We start from the raw sequence: 17,500 nt of genomic DNA, 5'->3' as shown, positions 1-17,500 counted from the left end.
ATCACTTCACCTTGAGCGGCAGTCCCGCCACCATCAGCAGCACCGTGCCGGCGACGGCGGCGACCTGCTGGTTGAGCCGGCCGGCGGCATCGCGAAACCGGCGGGCAAGCGCATTGTCGGGCACGATGCCCTGCCCGACCTCGTTGGAAACCACGAACCACGGCCCGCGCGGCCGCGACAGCACATCCGCAAGCCCTCGGCATTCGGCCTCAATGTCGCGTTCGGCCAGCATGTGGTTGGACAGCCACAGCGTCAGGCAGTCAATCAGGACTGGCCGGCCGTCAGGCAGCCCCCCGATCGCGCCGACGAGATCGAGCGGCGCGTCGATGGTCGTCCAGCCGCCGCCGCGCCGCGCCCGGTGCAGCGCGATGCGTTCGCGCATCTCGTCGTCATAGGCTTGCGCCGTGGCGATGTAGGTCCACGGCGCCGGACAGGCCTTCACCAGGCTTTCGGCATGCGCGCTCTTGCCCGAGCGTGCACCGCCGATGACCAGGGTCAGCTTGCTGCCTGGAGCAGCGCGATCAGGCAAGGCTGTCGCGCAGGCCGGTTGCGGCGCCGGTCAAGCGGCCGCGCACCACGCCGACGACAGCGCCGAGCACCAGCCAGAACACCAGATTGGTCAGCGTCACCGCCACCACGAACTGGTGGTGCAGGCCTTCCGGGATCGGCGATTCGAAACTGTCGGGCTGCGGCGCGCCGACAATATGCGGCGCCACGATCAACGCCACGGCAATCACCGCCAGCGGCAATGACTTGCGGAAGGCGAGCAGCCCAAGACCGGCCGCGGTCGCCACCACGGTCGCCGTCCACCAGATCTGGCGCTGGGCGAGATCGGCCGGCGGCATCGCCGGCAGTTCGGGCGGCAGGCCAAGGTTCGGAGCCAGCGTGAACACGGCAAAGCCGGCAAGGCCCCAGAACAGGCCCTGACGCCAATTGCCGATGCCGCCGGCGAGCTCCGAAGCGGCGACCAGGATCAGCGCAAAGCCGATGCCGGTGACGACGTTGGCAACGACGGTGAAAGCGAAGCGCTCGAAGCCATCGGCCGGAGCCCAGCCTTCGTCTTCCGCGGTGGCTGCTTCAGCCGGCACGGCGCTGCTCATGGCATTACTGCCTGCTGCGGCCGGCGACAAACCATGGTCATGCGTGTGACCACCGCCGGCCTGTTCGTAGACTTCCGCCTTAAGGATGAGTGGCACCGTGGCGTAGGCCTGCATGCAGGCGAGAACGACGCCGGCCACAAGCCCTGCGATCGCCGCGATGAACACGACGTTGCGAAACAGTGTCATGGTGTCAGCCCCTCGTCAGTGGCAGGGAAAGCCCATCGAATGGCGATAGTCGTGGGCGGCATTGTGGACCGCATCGATATGCGAGAAGCCGACAAAACCCATGACGAAAACGCCGAGAAATGCAGCAAGCGCCAACTGCACGAAGCGCGACTGCGAGGAGACGGAAGCGCCGAGCGAGACGGAAGCGGTATTCATGTCTTGTCCTTTCGCCCTCCACCCGAGGGCATAGAAGTCAGTTCTCCTGTCGCCGGCAGGTCTCCTGGCTCGCGGATCAGCGCCCTTCCCCACCTTCCCGAAGAAGCTCTTCCCGAAGAAAATCTTCAGTGGCATATGGAGAGGACTACCGCACACAGTTGCGGGGGCAGCCACGGCATCGGGCGAATTTTGCCCCTACCGCATTCCCTCTTGGTTCCAAAACGGAACCGACGACGGCTGCGACTATAGGCAGAATCGCCGCGCCCGGCAAACCAAATTCCGCCAGCTAGCAGCTCGAATGCGCCGTCTCTCGTGGGCTCTTCCTTCTCCCCTTGTGGGAGAAGGTGGCCTCGCGAAGCGAGGTCGGATGAGGGGTGTTCCAGCTTGGCACCAACAGCGCTCCGGCCAGCACCCCTCTTCCGTTTTGGCGCTGCGCGCCAATCCACCTTCTCCCATAAGGAGAAGGAAGGGCGGCGCCTGTCTTCTTTTGTCCGGGGCAACCATGATAGTCGTCTTGCAGCACTGAATCAGAATTGCGAGACCATGACCATTCCTACGCTGGCCGTTCAGGACCGATCCAGGCGCATCATCGCTATCGACGTCGCCCGCGGCATCGCTTTGCTTGCCATGGCGAGCTACCATTTCACCTGGGATCTCGAATTCTTCGGCTACACCGATCCCGGCCTGACTGCCTTTGGCTGGTGGAAATTCTACGCGCGCTGCATCGCTTCGACCTTCCTGTTCCTGGTCGGCGTCAGCCTGTTCCTTGCCCATGGCAAGCAAATCCGCTGGAACGGCTTCTGGAAACGCTTCGCCATGGTCGGCGGGGCGGCGCTCGCCATATCGGCCGCCACCAGGCTTGCCACACCCGACAGTTTCATCTTCTTCGGCATCCTGCACGAGATCGCGCTCGCCAGCCTGCTCGGCCTGGCGTTTCTGCGGCTGCCGGCGCTGCTGACGCTGGTTGTCGCAGCTTTCGTCATCACCGCGCCGCTCTACCTCAGGTCCGAGATCTTCGATCATCCGGCCCTGTGGTGGGTCGGCCTGTCGGCAACCAACCCGCGCTCCAACGATTATGTCCCGCTGTTTCCATGGTTCGGCGCTGTGCTTGTCGGCATCGCGGCGGCAAAACTCGCCTTCGCCTCCGGCGTGCTGACGCGGCTGGCGGGCCTGACGCCCGGCCACTGGACTAATCCGCTGGTCTTTATCGGCCGGCACAGCCTCGCCTTCTATCTGATCCACCAGCCGGTGCTGATCGGCTCGGTCTGGCTGATTTCGCAATTCATGCCGGCAGCGGTCGAAACCAGGCAGGTCACCTTCCTGAAAGAGTGCCAGGCATCGTGCGAGCAATCGCGCGACACGGAGTTCTGCAGCAGCTATTGTGTCTGCATGCTCGATACGCTCGAGGGCGAGGCCACGCTTGATCGGCTCTACCGCAACGACCAGGCTGCGGAATGGAAGGCGCATCTCGACGAGCTCGCCGGCGCCTGCACTGCCAAGGCCGACGGCACTTTGATGGAGGGAGGAGCACAATGACCGACCATCAGCAGAAACCGGGCCAACAGAAACCGGGACAGCAAAAACCGGGGTTTATACCGTGGCCGCCGCTGATCTATGTCGCGGCCATCGCCGTCAGCATCGCGCTTGGCTTGCTTTATCCGCTGCCATGGATCGGCGGCCTTTTGGGCGACATCCTGTTCGCGGCCGGCTGGGTGGCATTGTTCGGCGTCGTCGCACTCTGGTTCACGGCGATCCGCATCATGATCCGGGCAAAGACGACGCTCCACCCGAACGCCGTGCCGGACCATCTGGTTACATCGGGCCCCTTCGCCGTCAGCCGCAATCCGATCTATCTGGCCAACACGCTGCTGATGATTGGCGTCGCCCTTATCTCGGGGATCGTGTGGTTCCTGCCGCTGGCGATCATCGCCGCCTTCGCAACGCAGAAAATGGCGATCGAGGGCGAGGAAAAGGTTCTGGCAACGAAATTCGGCAAGAAATACCGGGATTACGCAAAAAGGGTGCGGCGCTGGATTTGAGGCGGCAACCGATCAGGTGTTGACGCCGAGTTCCACCAGCCGCTCGACGCACGACTCTTCGGCCTGGTCGAGTTCGGCCAGGGTCTCTTCGAGGTCGCGGCGCTTCTGGCGCAGATCCTCGCGCTTTTCCTCGATGCGCTTGATCATCAGGTTGAGCTGACCGACCTCGCCGGGCGGCTCCTTGTACATCTGGATGATTTCGCGGATCTCGTTGATCGAAAAGCCGAGCCTCTTGCCGCGCATGATCTGGCGGATCAGATGCCGGTCCGACGGGCGAAATAGCCGCGTGCGGCCGCGCCGCACCGGCTGCACCAGCCCCTCGTCCTCGTAGAAGCGCAGCGTCCGCGTCGAAACGTCGAATTCGCGGGTCAGTTCGGTTATCGAATAATATTCCCGCATCATCACTCCAAATGCCCGGCCGCGCTGCGGGTTCCAACCATGCGGCCTCGCTATCCGCACGCGTTTCAGAATCGGCCGGAGGCTGTTCCAAAATCTCGCATGGCATTTACGTAAAAGTCAATTGAGTAGGCGTCGCTCACACGCCGAACCACCATGTGGCGAGGCCGAGAAAGGCAAAGAAGCCGACGACGTCGGTGACCGTCGTGACGAAAACCGCCGAAGCCACGGCCGGGTCGATCTTGAACCGGTCGAGCAGCAGCGGGATCAGGATGCCGGCCAGTGCGGCCACGAACATGTTGATGATCATCGCCGCGGCGATGATGCCGCCCAGGTTGGGATCGCGGAACCAGGCGGCGGCGACGATGCCGATCAGGATGGCGAAGATGATGCCGTTGATGAAGCCCACCCCCATCTCGCGGCGGATGATGCGGCCGGCATTGTAGATGTCGAGGTCCCGCGTCGCCAGCGCCCGCACCGTGACCGTCATGGTCTGCGAGCCGGCATTGCCGCCCATGCCTGCCACGATCGGCATCAGCACGGCCAGCGCCACGATGTGCTCGATCGTGCGGTCGAACAGGCCGATCACCGAGGCCGCCAGGAACGCTGTCAAAAGGTTGACGAGCAGCCACGGAACGCGCGAGCGCGAGGTCGAAAGGATGCTGTCCGACAATTCTTCGTCGCCGACACCACCCATGCGCAGCAGATCCTCCTCGGCTTCCTGCTGGATTACGTCGACCACGTCATCGATGGTCAGCACGCCGACCAGCCGCTCGTTCTCGTCGACGACGGCAGCGGAGAGAAGGTCGTATTGTTCGAACTCGCGCGCCGCCTCCTCCTGGTCCATCGTCGCCGGAATGGCGTGCCTGGTCTCATGCATCACCTCTTCGACCTTGATCGAGCGCTTGGTGCGCAGGATCTGGTCGAGGTCGATGGCGCCGAGCAGCTTGAAGCTCGGATCGATGACGAAAATCTGGCTGAAGCGGTCGGGAAGGTTGTTGTCCTCGCGCATGTAGTCGATGGTCTGGCCGATCGTCCAGAATGGCGGCACCGCGACGAACTCGGTCTGCATGCGGCGACCGGCGGTCTCTTCGGGATAGTCGAGCGAGCGGCGCAGCCTGATCCGCTCGGTGAACGGCAGTTGCGACAGGATCTCGTCCTGGTCTTCCTTTTCGAGATCCTCGAGAATGTAGACCGCGTCGTCGGAATCGAGGTCCTGCACACCCTGGGCAATCTGCGCGTTGGGCAGGCTGTCGACAATGTCGCGGCGGATAGCCTCGTCGACCTCGGTCAGCGCGGAAAAATCGAAGTCGGCGCCCAACAATTCGACCAGCGCGCGGCGCTGTTCCGGATGAAGCGCCTCGATCAGGTCGCCGAGTTCCGATTGGTGCAGGTCGTCGACTTCACGCTTCAGCGTCAGCGTGTCGCGATCGGCGATCGCGGCGCCGATCTGGGCAAGGAACGACGACAGAATGGCGCCGTCCTCCCCATAGATGTCGGCGCTGTCCTCAGCAGTCCTGGCGCCGGTCGTCTGTTCGTCCTGGCCTTCCACCAGCGCCTCCCGCCGTCAGAATTTCGGAAAAGGTGCGTGTTAGGTCTAGCGCATGACCATGAAAATCGGAATCGATTTCCAGAAAGGATCATGGGCAGCGTTTAATTGCTACAGCGTCTGTCAGATTTCGAAGTCGATGTCAGCGGGCGCAATCATCGACCGATCGCACAACGTCTTGTCCGGCTCCCATCATCGTCGCGCCGAGGCTCCCTATCGGCGGCTTGGGGGTCAGGCGCAGATCGCCGTCCACCGCGACGAGCAAAAGCGCTTGGCAATGCTTGCGAAGCCATTGCGAGTACTGTCACGGATTTCTAACCCCCGAGGGTCGCCCACTCGCTCATGCAAGAGCGGGCCGGCCACCTGCTCAGTCCACAACGCGTTGATCCTGCGGGCGGAGTCAATATCCTAACATTGTGGCTAATTAAACACGGTCTGTCGTCGCTCCGAAACTTCCGCTGCCCTGCAGCGGCCCCTCCTACGCCTCTAAATTCCGTTGTCCTTGCATATACCTGAAGATTGAATCCAAAACTGATCACCCGAAAACTTTCGGATTTTTGCCGAGTTCGAGTCGCACAACGCTCAATCTGTGAATGCAGCAACCCTTCGCGAGCAAAAAACGGCGAGCAGGGCTCCGGTGATCCTGCAGTAAGCGCCGTCTTGAGAGTGCTCAAATCTCCGCTATATGTCGCGCGGACGGATTGTCCGCGCCAGCTAGACAACTCCCGCCGCCGCTGCGAAAAATCCTGTTATGCCAGTGGGCGTATAGGTCGGCTTCTGGACCCACCCCCTCTACTCGGAATAGGTAGGGTACATATATGAGTTGGTCGGGCAGCGACAGGTTCACGCTCAGGCCGGCGAGCAGTCGAGACACGAACAAACGCTTGACCTCGAACACGGGCCACCACCATAGCGCCCCTTCCTCAGCCTACCGCAGAAGGACGGCCAATCTGCGCCTCCGAAAACTTCTGGTTCTTCACGGAATCCTTGTTCTCCCGAGAACAGGATCAAAGTGGAAAACTCCAGCTTAGAACGCTTCGAAAATCGGCATATAGTTCAACGCTCTTTCACATTCGCCGGGATCATTGAGAGGCAGTCAAGCAAACACCGATCCCATGCCTCGCCAGTCAACGTGTATATGTCCAACACCGGACTCGTTCACGGGTTCAGTGTAAGCGGGGCCATGAGTATCAGTAATAGCCTTGAGTAACTTCCAATCCTTTTCATCGCGTGCTCCGCCACTTCCGTTAAAGTCGAATACTTGAATGTCGACGGCGTATCCATACTGATGCTGGCTCAGCCCAGACGAACGCAACGGATTCCTATAGACACTATTTAGTTGTACCGGATACCCTTTACCTTCCATATCATTTGCGATCGCATCGATATTCAGTAACAATACATCCTTCAGCACGGCCCAGGCATAATCTCCCGTGTTAAGCTGCTGAAATGAAAATTTAGTGGAACTCTTGGTCTGGGTAAATTCGCTTGGTGCCGGTACTGGAATTGCTCGTTCGACGTACTCGTTCCTCAGACGGTCTAGTTCTGTAATCGCAGAGTACCTAATTTCATCAGTTGCTGTGGCATTCGCGTTATCAAATATCGACTTGGCATCATACGGACCGTCACTCACCAACTTGTAGGAGAGTACACGCGTCAATCCATTCAAAAAATTGCTATGCGCTGCATTGATGGCCCGAATACCACCCGCGCCGTTGGAAGTCGTTTCAAACCCGTTGCGGGCCGCGCGCACTAGCGAGTTTAGCCGAGAAAGTTCAGCCAAATCCCGCTGTGCATTACCATACACTGTGGCAAACCCTGATCGAGTCGCAGCATACGCTTGATCGCTCGCATCCCACCAAGCATTGTACGCAATCTGAAGCGGCGCCAATGAGGGATCGCATCGGTAATATCTAACAGGATCAATTACATGACTGTTGTAATCGTCAACTAAAACCTTATAGTTAGACATATCGGTTGTCTTGTCATTGTACGCTGCCATATGATCTCGTATAACTACCAGCCGCTGTCCCTGTTGGTCAAAGTAACTGATCGCTTGTTTGTTTACCGCGTCTTGCGCCGCGGAGCACTGAACGGACGGCTCAACTCTGTGAATAAAGAACGACCTAGTGGAATCTCCAAAGAGTCCTGCCGTTACTTCGGCCTTGCCTCCACTCCGAACATCGAAAATCGCCGGCTTGACTTCACCAAATAATCCGGAATCGTGTTGTTCGCCCCTAAGTTGCATCTGCTTGCCGATCTCTCTTCCCCATTCATAAAGAAGGGAGGTCGACTTAGTAATAGCCGCCTCCTTCATAGACAGAAATGCGACCAGATCCTCTTCGTGTTCCCAAAACATCAAGCCACTCCTTCCATTTTTCCCTCACTGGATGAAGATGTTTGAGGGGTGTCTACATCTAATCGATGGTTGACGGAGTTCGTCTCTCCCCGCCTAGTCTTACCACTGTTTTGCGACTAACGGTAAGACTGGCGCACTTAGCAAGAAGCGCTAGCCAAGCGGCACTGTAGGCAGGCGGTTGGTAATTTCGGTAGCGATCATAGACAGACCACGCATGGCGGCCTCAGGATTCAACGCACGGAGGAGCTTGTCTGGGAGCTGTCGGCGAGGCCTATAATTCTAGCTGCTAGAGCTTCAGCGTCAGGCTCACTAGATATTCTTCCTTGTCCTCGAGCGTTTCATGAGAGGTCCCGCGCTCGTACCTGAAGCTCAAAGCGGCATTTTCGTTCTCCGTCAGGAACAATGCCACGCCGCTGGTGAACTGACCGACGTTCTGTCCGCTCACAGCATCATAGAAATTGTTGTACTCGGCATCCAGTCCGATGGCGTTCCACCCCTCCACCGGCACCACCCGCGCATGCAAGCCAACTGACCCACCGAGCCATGCGTAACTGCCCTCTTCCAGGCCAGTCCGTCCAGGATCTACGACGCTCATGACATCTGTTACCATCTTGAGCGTCCACCACCAATAGAAGCGCTGCGCGGGATCACTGCGGTATATGTTGAGGTGAACATCCCACAGCACGGGTGTCCAAGCCGCGCTAACTCCGTAGATTTCGCCTTCAAAGGCGAAATCGGTTTGGAAGTATGGCAGGATGTCTATCTGCTGGACATTGAAGATGCCGCTGAAAAGCTGGAACTCGGTATCTATACCAAACCGTAGTAGGCTGACGCCTGGCCCGTCACTGTCGCCCGCACCGTCAAACTCAACGAATGGCGACGCGGCCCATCCTGACAAATAGAGCTGACCTGGCCGCCAACCGGGAGGTTCTTCCGGGCAACGGTGACGTACTGCGTAGGTTGCTGCGCCAGAAAGCTGCCAGCTCACGGAATCGGACTCTGGGTCGCCCTGGATTGAAATTGCTGCTCCACCATTTGCTGGTGCACCGATTTCAGGGTTGAGCACCGAGGTGTCGACCATCTTGTCTGTGAGGAAGAACCGCTGCTCATCAGGGGCGCAACGAGCCTTTACTGCCTTCTCGAAAGACTCACTCACAAGAAGTTCAATCGGTATGCCGTTTTCTGTGAACTCGTCGACCGAACCGATCAGCGATTTTTGATAAGGGGTCAAATCAAGATGGCCCGCGACCAATCTCGCTTCCGTCCCAGCATTGATGTGCCTGTCGCCGTTTAGGTCGAGATCGTTGAATTCTCCTTCGGCCGCGGCTATGGCAAGGCCGACGTTGAATACGAGACATCCTGAGGCAAGAAATATGCGCTGCATTATTCTCTCCTTTCAAAGCACAACCTTCCATCCTCGGCGTTCATAGTCCGCGACGATTGCAGCGAGGAACCAGCCCACGATCGGATTATCTGGTATATCGGCCGGAGTGAGTGCGAGGCCATCGGCGCGAAATGGCGGGTATTTGTCGACGACATCGACGAAAGCCACGATTTGCAATGCGCCCGGGCCTATGTATTTGGAGATCTTGTCATTGTACCCGACCTTGTTTGGTGCCAAGGGCGAGAGCAGTTCACGCAGTCTTGATCGAATTTGCCCGAAGAGTATCTCTGGTTTGGGACCCTTTAATCATTGTGCTCACTTAGATTTTCCAAGACAGCGATACCTCGGGGACTGGGCTTAGGAGAACCAAGCCTTCCGCTTCTACCGCGTTCCTACCCATGCCCCGCAGAACGTCAGCTAAGCGCAGCATGTCGGACATTGAGATCAGCATTGCCGCTTCCTGAAAGCCGCCATTCCAACCGACCACGCTGAGGGTCGTGGTTTCACAGCAGTAGCCGTTCGGACGTGCATTTCTGAACGACCGGGACGGGCCGGAATGAGACTAGCCGCTTTTTGGAGAGCGAGGCCGCGAAAGCGGCCTTACGGTATTTGTCTATCTACCCAGTTGCCGTTCGAATCTCGTCCGACGGGCCGCGACCGATAGTGATGATCACTAGGTATTACGCTATAGCCTATGAACAGCGACGTCATCCTCAGTAAGTGTCAACGTACCGAATCGAATCAACCTGTCGCCATGCGCCGCACCATGGCTGGTAAAATCAATCCTGCCAGTCGCTCAACAACCGCAGCCTCGCCAAGCACAAGATCGACACTTGCTATCCGTAGCCGCTCATTGCCCTCAAGCATCCCATAGGCTGCATCCAGAGCCTCAGCACCGAGCCCAACATGATGAGGGTAGAGCAGCATTACTTCAGGGCAACGGTAAAGCCGGGCGTAGGCCATCATCTGGTAGACATCGGCTTGCGAGACGCCGCGTTTGGCATCCTCGGGATTGCGCCCGATACGCTTCCATTTGGTGTCGATCACCATAACGGTTTGGCCGTCGCGCTTGATGAGGATGTCGGGCGTTGTCTGGAATCGCCTCCTGCCGCCGTAACCTTCCTCGATCAAACAGTAGAGTAAGCCGCCCTGCGCATGCACGGTAAGCTCGCTGCTCCGCGACGCCCGCAGGGCGAGCGCCGCGATATAGGCCTCGAACAGATCGTTCATGGCGAACAGCAACGTAATCCCCTGACCGCCCCTCGCATCGTGGTTGGTACGCTGCCATTCACGCTTCAAGAACAGCTTTGCCATCCTGTAGAGCGTCTCCCAACGTCGGCTGGTGCGGTCGATGCGCACCCATGCCCAAGGCAGCGCGCCGACGGGAACATCGCTCACCTCGGCCAGAAGGAAGCGAAGCTCATCTAGGCGGCGCTGGGTTTCAATTGCCCGCGCATGGCGGCGCAACATCAGGACGCAAGCCTTCATGATGCGCAGTAACGGCGTATCGGGCATCAGCGAGTCGAACCGGCAGGCAAGCCGGTCCTGCCGCACCGCATGGTGCGTGAACTGGCGAATGATATCCAGCCGCCCGCGCAACGCGGAAAGATCTTGGTGCTGGGCCAGATAGGCACGCGGCAGCCCGCGCCGGGCTTCGACCAGTAGCCGATCGGCAAACAGGCGGATCAGGATATCGAGCAGTGTATCTTTCTGGCGCGCCATCGCCAGTGCCTGTCCGTCGCCCAATTTGAGACCAAGCGCGACATCGAGCATCGCGACAAGACGTGTGCGGACCGTTTCATCGTCCTCACTGGCTTCGGCATCAATCTTGGGCAAAATCTCAAGACTGCACCCCGGTGCGGCAATCACGCCTACAACCTGCTGCGTGCTGATTTCGTTGTAGCGATCAACCAGGATATTGGTGCCGGCGCGGTTTGCCAAAGGATGCGAACGTGCCGCCGTCAAGATGGCATTCGCCTCGCTGCGCGTGAAAGCCCGTTCGGGTACCTGCCCGCTACCGTTGTGGACGCCGACACGTCCCCACTCGTGAATGGTCAAATGCGTCATGGATGAATCCGCGCGATTACGCATTTGGCATGGCGGGTTTGATCTTGCGGGAATGGTGCTGGCCATTCGCGCCATGAACATGCGGCAAACGGTGGCAGCGCACCGAGGTTATCCAGAAAATGAGCCGAAGCCGTTGACGGCAAGGGCTGAACTGCTTTGTGGGCTGCCAAATTTGCCCGATGCCAGTTCCTGTCCGGGAGCAGCACCAAGCGCCGGCGCAATGAGCCCGACGGGAATGCCGGGGAAAAGATAATTGGCAGGGTCCTGCATCATTCACTTTCTGCTTCCTGCGCTCCTGCTGCCTTGCCGAGCAAGCGATTGAAAGCATCCGGCTTGAAGGGGGAAGGTACCGACCAGCTCGATAACCGATCTCCCTCGATGCCCGGCGGTGGGTCGAGTTTGTCCTCTCGGATAAACCCGTCCCCAAGTACAGCCGCGACCCGGCTCCAGTCCTCGAAGAAATATTCCTGCAACAGCGGGATCACTTTCTCGCGCATGGCCGCGTGAACCTGCTCAACAGTCACACAGCCAATGAAAAAGGCGTGGCCGATACGATGTTCGCGATCGATCAGATATTCGATCCGCTTGTTGATGGTGATGAGCACGCCGACCAGATCAATACCTGTCTGTTGGCTGGATTCTGTCAACAAGCTGGGCTCCGGAGCCATCTCCCGGAAACGAAACCGCCGCCGCAGTGCTGTGTCGAGCAAGGCGATGGACCGGTCCGCCGTGTTCATCGTCCCGATGATGTGGAGGTTGGCGGGGACGGAAAAGGAACGCTTGGAATATGGCAGCGTCACCGACAGGGCGTTATCCATACCCGCACGCTTGTCGGGCTCTAGCAGGGTTATCAGTTCGCCAAACACCTTGGACACATTGGCACGATTGATTTCGTCAATGATAAGAACGTGAGGCAACAACTCACCCACGGCTCCCTGGCCACTTGCATCTGAAACCAGACGCGCGATCAGTGGGCGATTCAGTTCGGAATCCTTGAGTCTGTAGATGGTTTTCTGGATGAACTTGGGTGAGTAGAGCTCGCCCACATCCAATCCATTCGTGTCGTGCCACAACCATCGCACCTTGCGGCGGTGGCAATATCGACCGTCGGGACGCGGAGCATACTCATACTCGCCTTCTACGATGCCAATGGCCCTGAACCGGTTGTTGCCCTTGGAAACAATCAGGACATCGCCAATTTCAAGCTGATTCCGGAAAACATCAGGCGATTGAACCAGCCCCTTATTGGGCGTGATGTCCTGATCGGGAAAGCGCTCCTTCGTCGCCGCAAAAATCTCGTCCCGATCGCCGAAACGTGGATCGCTCCAGTCTATATCGCTGAAGCCAAATAGGGCGTAATCGTTTTCAATGGATTCCGTATAGACGAAATCGGAGGCAGAATTAGCTGCTTCGCCAAGTGACATCTTGTAAATCGCGCGGTCTGCAAGACTTAAAGGCTTGCTGCCGACCACCAATTCTCCGGTCTCTGCACGCTCGGCAATCTGGCGGAAGACGCCTGACTCTGGCTGCAGATGGAAGCCGGCGGGCTCCCCGTCGCTATTTACGATAGGAACGGGCCGCAAGCCCTCGACAAAGTCCTCATAGCCGTAGCTCTGGTGGAAAGTGACAAAGCTTATTCGCTTTTCCGCAACCAGCGTGTTGTACCGCGCCATAAGGGCTGTACGCCCCTCTTCTGTTTCGGGGAAATCGGCCTGACCATCACAAAGAGCCACCGCTTCCCGCGCCGTGTGATAAGTCTTACCGGTGCCTGGGGGGCCATAGAGGATGAGGTTGGTGGGCATCTTCATGGCAGTGCCTTCACTGTTGTCAGGGGCCGGTTGGCGATAATCATCGGGCCATTTGCCGGGTCGCTGCGGGCTGTGGGGCAGCCAATTTCGGATGGAATTTTCTGCTGTAGCCATGGCAGCTCCGAACCTTTCCGCGGCTTCCGCTTTGAACTGATAATCGCCCGCAAGACCAACCAGCTCATTCTGATGGCTGAAAGTCAGAAAGGGCCCCGGCATTCTGAACTTTAGCGAGCCAAGCGTCCCTTCGGCACGACTGCCATGCGAAGATTTACGGCCGAACCTGATCTGCGGGATATCGGTATGATACCAGTCAAGCCCGATCGCGTTGACCGCGCGCGCCATTTTGCAGAATGCCCCACGCTGTTCGCTATTCCACGCCGGTCGCCGCGCCCGGAAATCGGCATTGCCGTCGAACCGCGCAAGCAGTTGCTCATCGCTCATCGGCACTTGGGCAGACAGACCATCGGCCAGAGCGAAACGATAGGTCATGTTGCCCCCTCGTCCGCTTGCTGGACCCGAGATGATTTCAGGTTCGCCCAGGCCGGTAGCTTCCTGGAGCTTTTTCCCTTCAATGACCTGGCACACATTGGGCAACTGGTTGGAAAGCCCCAATTCCTTGTGCACGTCACCTGCCCGGATCGTTATGGCGGGATCGCCACGACGCCTGGCCGGATCGATGTAACGCTTAATCAAATGCTCACGTATTAGATCGGCCTGGACCTGCTTTTCCTTGGCCTGGCGCCGATTCTCGATTTCATAGGCCAAACGACGGAACTCGGAATGAATGGGGCCGCCCTCCGCATCCCGGAAGGTATCTCTTTGGCCCTTCACACTAATGTCCGGGTTTCCGGGAATCGAGCTGTAGGCGACCAGGAAGATCGCTTTGGCCGGGTAACGCTCCGGCTCTCCGGGACGGAATACGACATAGTCGAAATTGGTGGCAAACTCATACTTCTGCATGAAGCCGGTGTCGCCCCGGTCATACTCCTGCATGACGGCTTCGACGGATTCCCTGGTCAGCAGGGCATCATGCCTGTCCTTTTCTTTCACTCTGTCGCCCCCCACTACCGGCTCAAATCGGAAGAGATTGCAATCTGAGACCTCTCAAAATTGGTATTTGCTTGGTCACGCTCCGCCAAACGTCTTGAGATCATGCGGATTGAGGCAACATAAGTCCATGCCGCGGACGAGGCGATTGAAAAGGAGATGACCTCGCGCTCTTTGCTTTCGCGAACCAGAGATCGGGAATAGCGCACCACGCCGTCTCGTCGCGTCGTTCAAGTTGCCGACCCTCCGAGCGTCCATCATGATTGAGTGCGTGGTACCATGCGGTGCCAAGTGTTCTATCCTTAAGTGGCCAAGACTGGTCATTCGCGGCCGTTTTTCGAATGGCCGAAATGGGCCGAGGGCGGCCTGTCCGACCTTGAGCGCGAGGAGCAGGCGCGGGGCTAGAACGGGCATTGATGCGGCTTCGATAAGGAGACATTCTGCCCTGCCAGAATCTGACCCCGCGAAGCACCGATGCCGACGCCGAATCAAAAGCCAAATGACCCGTGCGGCTGCAAGAGTGGCAAGCGCTATGCTGACTGTCACGGCCCTATCATTGAGGCGCCAAAGGGCAAGGCGATCGATGTCGCTCAGGGAATGTATGCCAAGAACTGGGCCGTGAACGCCCAGCACTACGAGGCTCAAGGCCTCTACGCCAAGCTCGCGGCTGAATTGGCCGTCGCGTGCGATATCCGTCGGGTGCTAGACGTAGGTTGTGGCTTGGGCCAGGGCCTGAAGGCATTGGCAGAGGCGATTCCGCAGCCAGGCCGGCTCATCGTGGGGATCGATGAGAATCCCGACTGCCTTAAGGCCGCGTCTGATCTCTTGGCAGTACCAGCAGCCGGCACCGCCCTTCGACGCATCAAGCCGGAACGTCAACTCAGCGGGTATTACGCTTCGAAGGTGGCCACCACCCCGCTGAAGCTTGGCGGCGACTTGCTTCTGGTGAACGTCGACCTGATGGTTCCTGATCCCGCGTTCGAGGCTTGGCTTGACGCGACCGGACCGTTCGATGCTATCACTTTGTGGTTTTCGGGCATCCACCCAGCGCGGTCGATGACTAAGGTTTCCCAGAAACTGGGAGCCAAGAGCGACGCCGATCTGCGTGAGGCTTTGGAAGATCGGGTGATGAAATTCGCCATTAAGCGGCTCCGGGCCGATGGCGTCTTGCAGATGGTCCAGCGTTTCGCCGGCAATGTCGACGCCGTCCGCCAACAGCGCGAGACGGAGGTCCTTTCCGCCCTTACCGGCTATCCTTTTGAGCTTATCAGCGTCAGGGATTACATCTACTCGGAGCCGACGTCCAACAAGGCCATGACTGTGGACTCGGTGTTCGTCGATCTCAGCGGTCACGCCCGCTTCGCCTTGTCAATACTAATGCGGCGGAACGATACGCCGGATGACACGATGATCGAGGCCGGAAACGGCCTTTAGGGTCGCCGTTCGAAGCTGCAGTACGGTGATCTAACGACATGACTGCGTTTTGACGAATAACATGCTGGCCAGCCGGCACGGCACCGAATATCAAACTTGCTCATGATTGTCGACATACCCACCGCCGCCGATTTCTATGCTGCCGGCTTAAAGCAGGTTCATCTTGCGTGGCAGATCGCGATGCAATCCCTCCGGGACTATGATGATGCAACCTATTACAAGCTGGCTTACGAAACCCCAGAGGAGGCCACCGCGGACTTCTGGCGGCGTTCGCAGCCATTGCTTGCCAACGCCTACAGTCTGATCCAGCATGGAATGGAGTTGGCGCTGAAAGGGCGTATCGCGGCGGTCACTCCCTACCTCCTCATAGGGGATCCGAAGGATTGGCCCAATAACGCTGCGAATGGGACCGCGTCTTTTGGCGAGTTCCGGACGCTCGATGCGGTCGACCTAGTTAAGGTACATAACAGTGTCATCGCTCCACCGCTGGACAACGATTTCAAGGTCTTTTGGGACCAGGTCCGGCGCGACCGGAACCGAATCATGCATTCTGCGGAGCCTGGAACATTCACCCCTGCGGAGGTCGTTAAGACAATCCTGACCGCCGTCGACGTCCTATTTCATGACATCCCATGGCCCCGACGGCTCCTGCAGATGGAGTATGAAAGCAAGTTCGCGTCGCTTGGCTTCGTGGACGATGCGCAGAACAATGTTCTATTCGAGATCGGCAGCGCAATCCGGCAACTGACGCCGGCAGAGGCGAAGCGGTTCTTCGGCTTCGACAACGATCTCCGCGGGTATGTCTGCCCATACTGCTATTTTGCAGCCAATCGCGACTGGCAAGATGAGTGGCCACATCTTGCACAGTTTACAACCAAGACCCCCGGGGCCACGTCACTTTACTGCTTCGTTTGCGAACGGACCACGGAGGTAGAGCGAGCGGCCTGTTTAGACGAGGCGTGCAAAGGGGACGCAATCGCCGAGGGAATCTGTCTCACCTGCACCCGGCTTCAATGATGTAATTCGAAGTCAGCATCGGTCGGGCGGCGTTGAGTTTTTCTCCATCGATCGCCGCGTTTGTTCGTCGACTATCCGCAATTCAAAGGGCATCATTAGGTCGCGCTGGGGTTGCGGTCTTCGAAGCGATGTGGAGGGGCAGTTGGTAAAGCGCAACGACAAGGACGAAGACGCGGTTATCTATCGGTACACTTAGATCCCGGGCGTGATCGATGTTCTGCGACGGCGACAGATGGCGATCCTGAACCCTCAGCAATGGGACGACCGCAACGACCGCTACTTCATGGAACTGTATCAGGAGTACCGGGGAGCTAAAGGCCTTTACGGCCTCTGCGCGGCGATGTGCGCTGAAACGTACCATCATTGGCGTGTCTTCACTGGGGGCTCGGGTGGGGCATGCATCGTCCTGAAGCGCGCGCCGCTGGCGGAGTACCTGGATGCCGCGAGTAAAAAACCTGCCGTTCCCGTGACCAACGTTCGGTTCGGCGAAGTCGAGTATCTTAAACTGCCAAAGGTCAGAAAAATCGGCCGCACCGACATCATGCGTCTGCCGTTCTTGAAACGCGTCGGCTTTGCTGATGAGAAGGAGTTCCGGATCGTCATAGAGACGAGCGCCGACCAGCAGGGAGCGATCTACATCGATTGCCCGTCGGAATGGATCGACCGCATCTACATCAACCCGTGGCTGCCACAGCAGCAGGCCGCCAGTCTGATCGCCACGTTGAACGAGATTGATGGCTGCGTGGACGTAGACGTCAGGCGCTCGATCCTTATCGACAGCAGCACGTGGAAGATGGCGGGTGATCGGGCAGCGGGCAAGAAGACCGGACGCAAGTTGACGCTGAAAGCCCCGGTGAAGAAGGCTCTAAAAGGGCCCCCGGTGAAAAGGTTCTAAAAAAGGGCCCGGTAAAGAAGTCGT

General features: G+C 58.5%; 15 protein-coding genes and 1 riboswitch. Of the genes, 5 read left to right on the top strand and 10 right to left on the bottom strand.

Features of this window, described 5'->3' with window-relative positions; translation table 11 throughout:
* Position 1: 1 nt before the first annotated feature.
* The 3 genes from cobU to BLT09_RS15520 are packed head-to-tail and all read right to left on the bottom strand — an operon-like array spanning position 2 to position 1,481.
* Positions 2-499, bottom strand: coding sequence for a bifunctional adenosylcobinamide kinase/adenosylcobinamide-phosphate guanylyltransferase (gene cobU / locus BLT09_RS15530; protein WP_091594522.1), 498 nt, complete (start codon positions 497-499; stop codon positions 2-4).
* 22 nt (positions 500-521) lie between these two features.
* Positions 522-1,286 (bottom strand): CbtA family protein, encoded by a 765-nt coding sequence (locus BLT09_RS15525; protein WP_091594385.1) that lies wholly within the window; start codon positions 1,284-1,286, stop codon positions 522-524.
* 15 nt (positions 1,287-1,301) lie between these two features.
* Positions 1,302-1,481, bottom strand: coding sequence for a CbtB domain-containing protein (locus tag BLT09_RS15520; RefSeq protein WP_023798882.1), 180 nt, complete (start codon positions 1,479-1,481; stop codon positions 1,302-1,304).
* A 37-nt stretch (positions 1,482-1,518) separates the two neighbouring features.
* A riboswitch (cobalamin riboswitch) is annotated at positions 1,519-1,728 on the bottom strand.
* Between the two features lie 296 nt (positions 1,729-2,024).
* Between BLT09_RS15520 and BLT09_RS15515 the strand changes: the two genes are divergently transcribed.
* Both BLT09_RS15515 and BLT09_RS15510 read left to right on the top strand, forming a co-directional pair.
* Positions 2,025-3,017, top strand: a complete 993-nt coding sequence (locus BLT09_RS15515; RefSeq protein WP_091594383.1) for a heparan-alpha-glucosaminide N-acetyltransferase — start codon at positions 2,025-2,027, stop codon at positions 3,015-3,017.
* Entirely contained in the window at positions 3,014-3,520 is a 507-nt protein-coding gene (locus BLT09_RS15510) for a methyltransferase family protein (protein WP_091594381.1), read from the top strand. The genes BLT09_RS15515 and BLT09_RS15510 overlap by 4 nt, the downstream gene beginning before the upstream one ends.
* Before the next feature lie 12 nt (positions 3,521-3,532).
* On the opposite strand, the gene BLT09_RS15505 is transcribed toward BLT09_RS15510, so the two are convergent.
* The 7 genes from BLT09_RS15505 to BLT09_RS35475 form a co-directional block, all read right to left on the bottom strand.
* Positions 3,533-3,919 (bottom strand): MerR family transcriptional regulator, encoded by a 387-nt coding sequence (locus BLT09_RS15505; RefSeq protein WP_023685221.1) that lies wholly within the window; start codon positions 3,917-3,919, stop codon positions 3,533-3,535.
* Positions 3,920-4,055: 136 nt separating this feature from the next.
* The gene (gene mgtE / locus BLT09_RS15500; RefSeq protein ID WP_023798879.1) at positions 4,056-5,468 is read right to left on the bottom strand and encodes a magnesium transporter; all 1,413 of its coding nucleotides are present in this window, start codon (positions 5,466-5,468) and stop codon (positions 4,056-4,058) included.
* Positions 5,469-6,561: 1,093 nt separating this feature from the next.
* On the bottom strand, positions 6,562-7,824 hold the full coding sequence (locus BLT09_RS15495; RefSeq protein WP_091594380.1) for a M15 family metallopeptidase domain-containing protein: 1,263 nt from the start codon (positions 7,822-7,824) through the stop codon (positions 6,562-6,564).
* A 286-nt stretch (positions 7,825-8,110) separates the two neighbouring features.
* A complete protein-coding gene (locus BLT09_RS15490) occupies positions 8,111-9,208 on the bottom strand; it encodes a hypothetical protein (RefSeq protein ID WP_091594378.1) in 1,098 nt (365 codons plus the stop codon).
* A 741-nt stretch (positions 9,209-9,949) separates the two neighbouring features.
* Positions 9,950-11,275, bottom strand: coding sequence for an McrC family protein (locus tag BLT09_RS15480; protein ID WP_091594374.1), 1,326 nt, complete (start codon positions 11,273-11,275; stop codon positions 9,950-9,952).
* Positions 11,276-11,383: 108 nt separating this feature from the next.
* On the bottom strand, positions 11,384-11,548 hold the full coding sequence (locus tag BLT09_RS34305; RefSeq protein ID WP_167366441.1) for a hypothetical protein: 165 nt from the start codon (positions 11,546-11,548) through the stop codon (positions 11,384-11,386).
* Positions 11,545-14,133, bottom strand: coding sequence for an AAA family ATPase (locus tag BLT09_RS35475; protein WP_139172601.1), 2,589 nt, complete (start codon positions 14,131-14,133; stop codon positions 11,545-11,547). Before BLT09_RS35475 ends, BLT09_RS34305 begins: the two co-directional genes overlap by 4 nt.
* 471 nt (positions 14,134-14,604) lie before the next feature.
* On the opposite strand from BLT09_RS35475, the gene BLT09_RS15470 reads away from it, so the two are divergent.
* The 3 genes from BLT09_RS15470 (at position 14,605) to BLT09_RS15460 (ending at position 17,476) form a co-directional block, all read left to right on the top strand.
* Positions 14,605-15,564 (top strand): SEC-C metal-binding domain-containing protein, encoded by a 960-nt coding sequence (locus BLT09_RS15470; protein ID WP_091594370.1) that lies wholly within the window; start codon positions 14,605-14,607, stop codon positions 15,562-15,564.
* Between the two features lie 102 nt (positions 15,565-15,666).
* Entirely contained in the window at positions 15,667-16,581 is a 915-nt protein-coding gene (locus BLT09_RS15465) for a hypothetical protein (protein WP_091594368.1), read from the top strand.
* A 205-nt stretch (positions 16,582-16,786) separates the two neighbouring features.
* Positions 16,787-17,476, top strand: a complete 690-nt coding sequence (locus BLT09_RS15460) for a DUF2971 domain-containing protein (RefSeq protein WP_167366440.1) — start codon at positions 16,787-16,789, stop codon at positions 17,474-17,476.
* Positions 17,477-17,500 lie beyond the last annotated feature (24 nt).

The sequence above is a fragment of the Mesorhizobium muleiense genome, assembly GCF_900099905.1.
In the GTDB taxonomy this organism is placed as follows: Bacteria; Pseudomonadota; Alphaproteobacteria; order Rhizobiales; family Rhizobiaceae; genus Mesorhizobium; species Mesorhizobium muleiense.
Note: the sequence above shows the minus strand (reverse complement) of the source record. Positions and strands in the feature narration are given on the sequence as shown.

Excerpts from the sequence above, each read along its gene's own strand:
- BLT09_RS15465 (WP_091594368.1), top strand. The coding sequence starts at position 15,667 with ATGATTGTCGACATACCCACCGCCGCCGATTTCTATGCTGCCGGCTTA.
- BLT09_RS34305 (WP_167366441.1), bottom strand. The coding sequence starts at position 11,548 with ATGATGCAGGACCCTGCCAATTATCTTTTCCCCGGCATTCCCGTCGGG.
- BLT09_RS15525 (WP_091594385.1), bottom strand. The coding sequence starts at position 1,286 with ATGACACTGTTTCGCAACGTCGTGTTCATCGCGGCGATCGCAGGGCTT.
- BLT09_RS15515 (WP_091594383.1), top strand. The coding sequence starts at position 2,025 with ATGACCATTCCTACGCTGGCCGTTCAGGACCGATCCAGGCGCATCATC.
- BLT09_RS15510 (WP_091594381.1), top strand. The coding sequence starts at position 3,014 with ATGACCGACCATCAGCAGAAACCGGGCCAACAGAAACCGGGACAGCAA.
- BLT09_RS15495 (WP_091594380.1), bottom strand. The coding sequence starts at position 7,824 with ATGTTTTGGGAACACGAAGAGGATCTGGTCGCATTTCTGTCTATGAAG.
- BLT09_RS15520 (WP_023798882.1), bottom strand. The coding sequence starts at position 1,481 with ATGAATACCGCTTCCGTCTCGCTCGGCGCTTCCGTCTCCTCGCAGTCG.
- BLT09_RS15490 (WP_091594378.1), bottom strand. The coding sequence starts at position 9,208 with ATGCAGCGCATATTTCTTGCCTCAGGATGTCTCGTATTCAACGTCGGC.
- BLT09_RS15470 (WP_091594370.1), top strand. The coding sequence starts at position 14,605 with ATGCCGACGCCGAATCAAAAGCCAAATGACCCGTGCGGCTGCAAGAGT.
- BLT09_RS15480 (WP_091594374.1), bottom strand. The coding sequence starts at position 11,275 with ATGACGCATTTGACCATTCACGAGTGGGGACGTGTCGGCGTCCACAAC.
- BLT09_RS15505 (WP_023685221.1), bottom strand. The coding sequence starts at position 3,919 with ATGCGGGAATATTATTCGATAACCGAACTGACCCGCGAATTCGACGTT.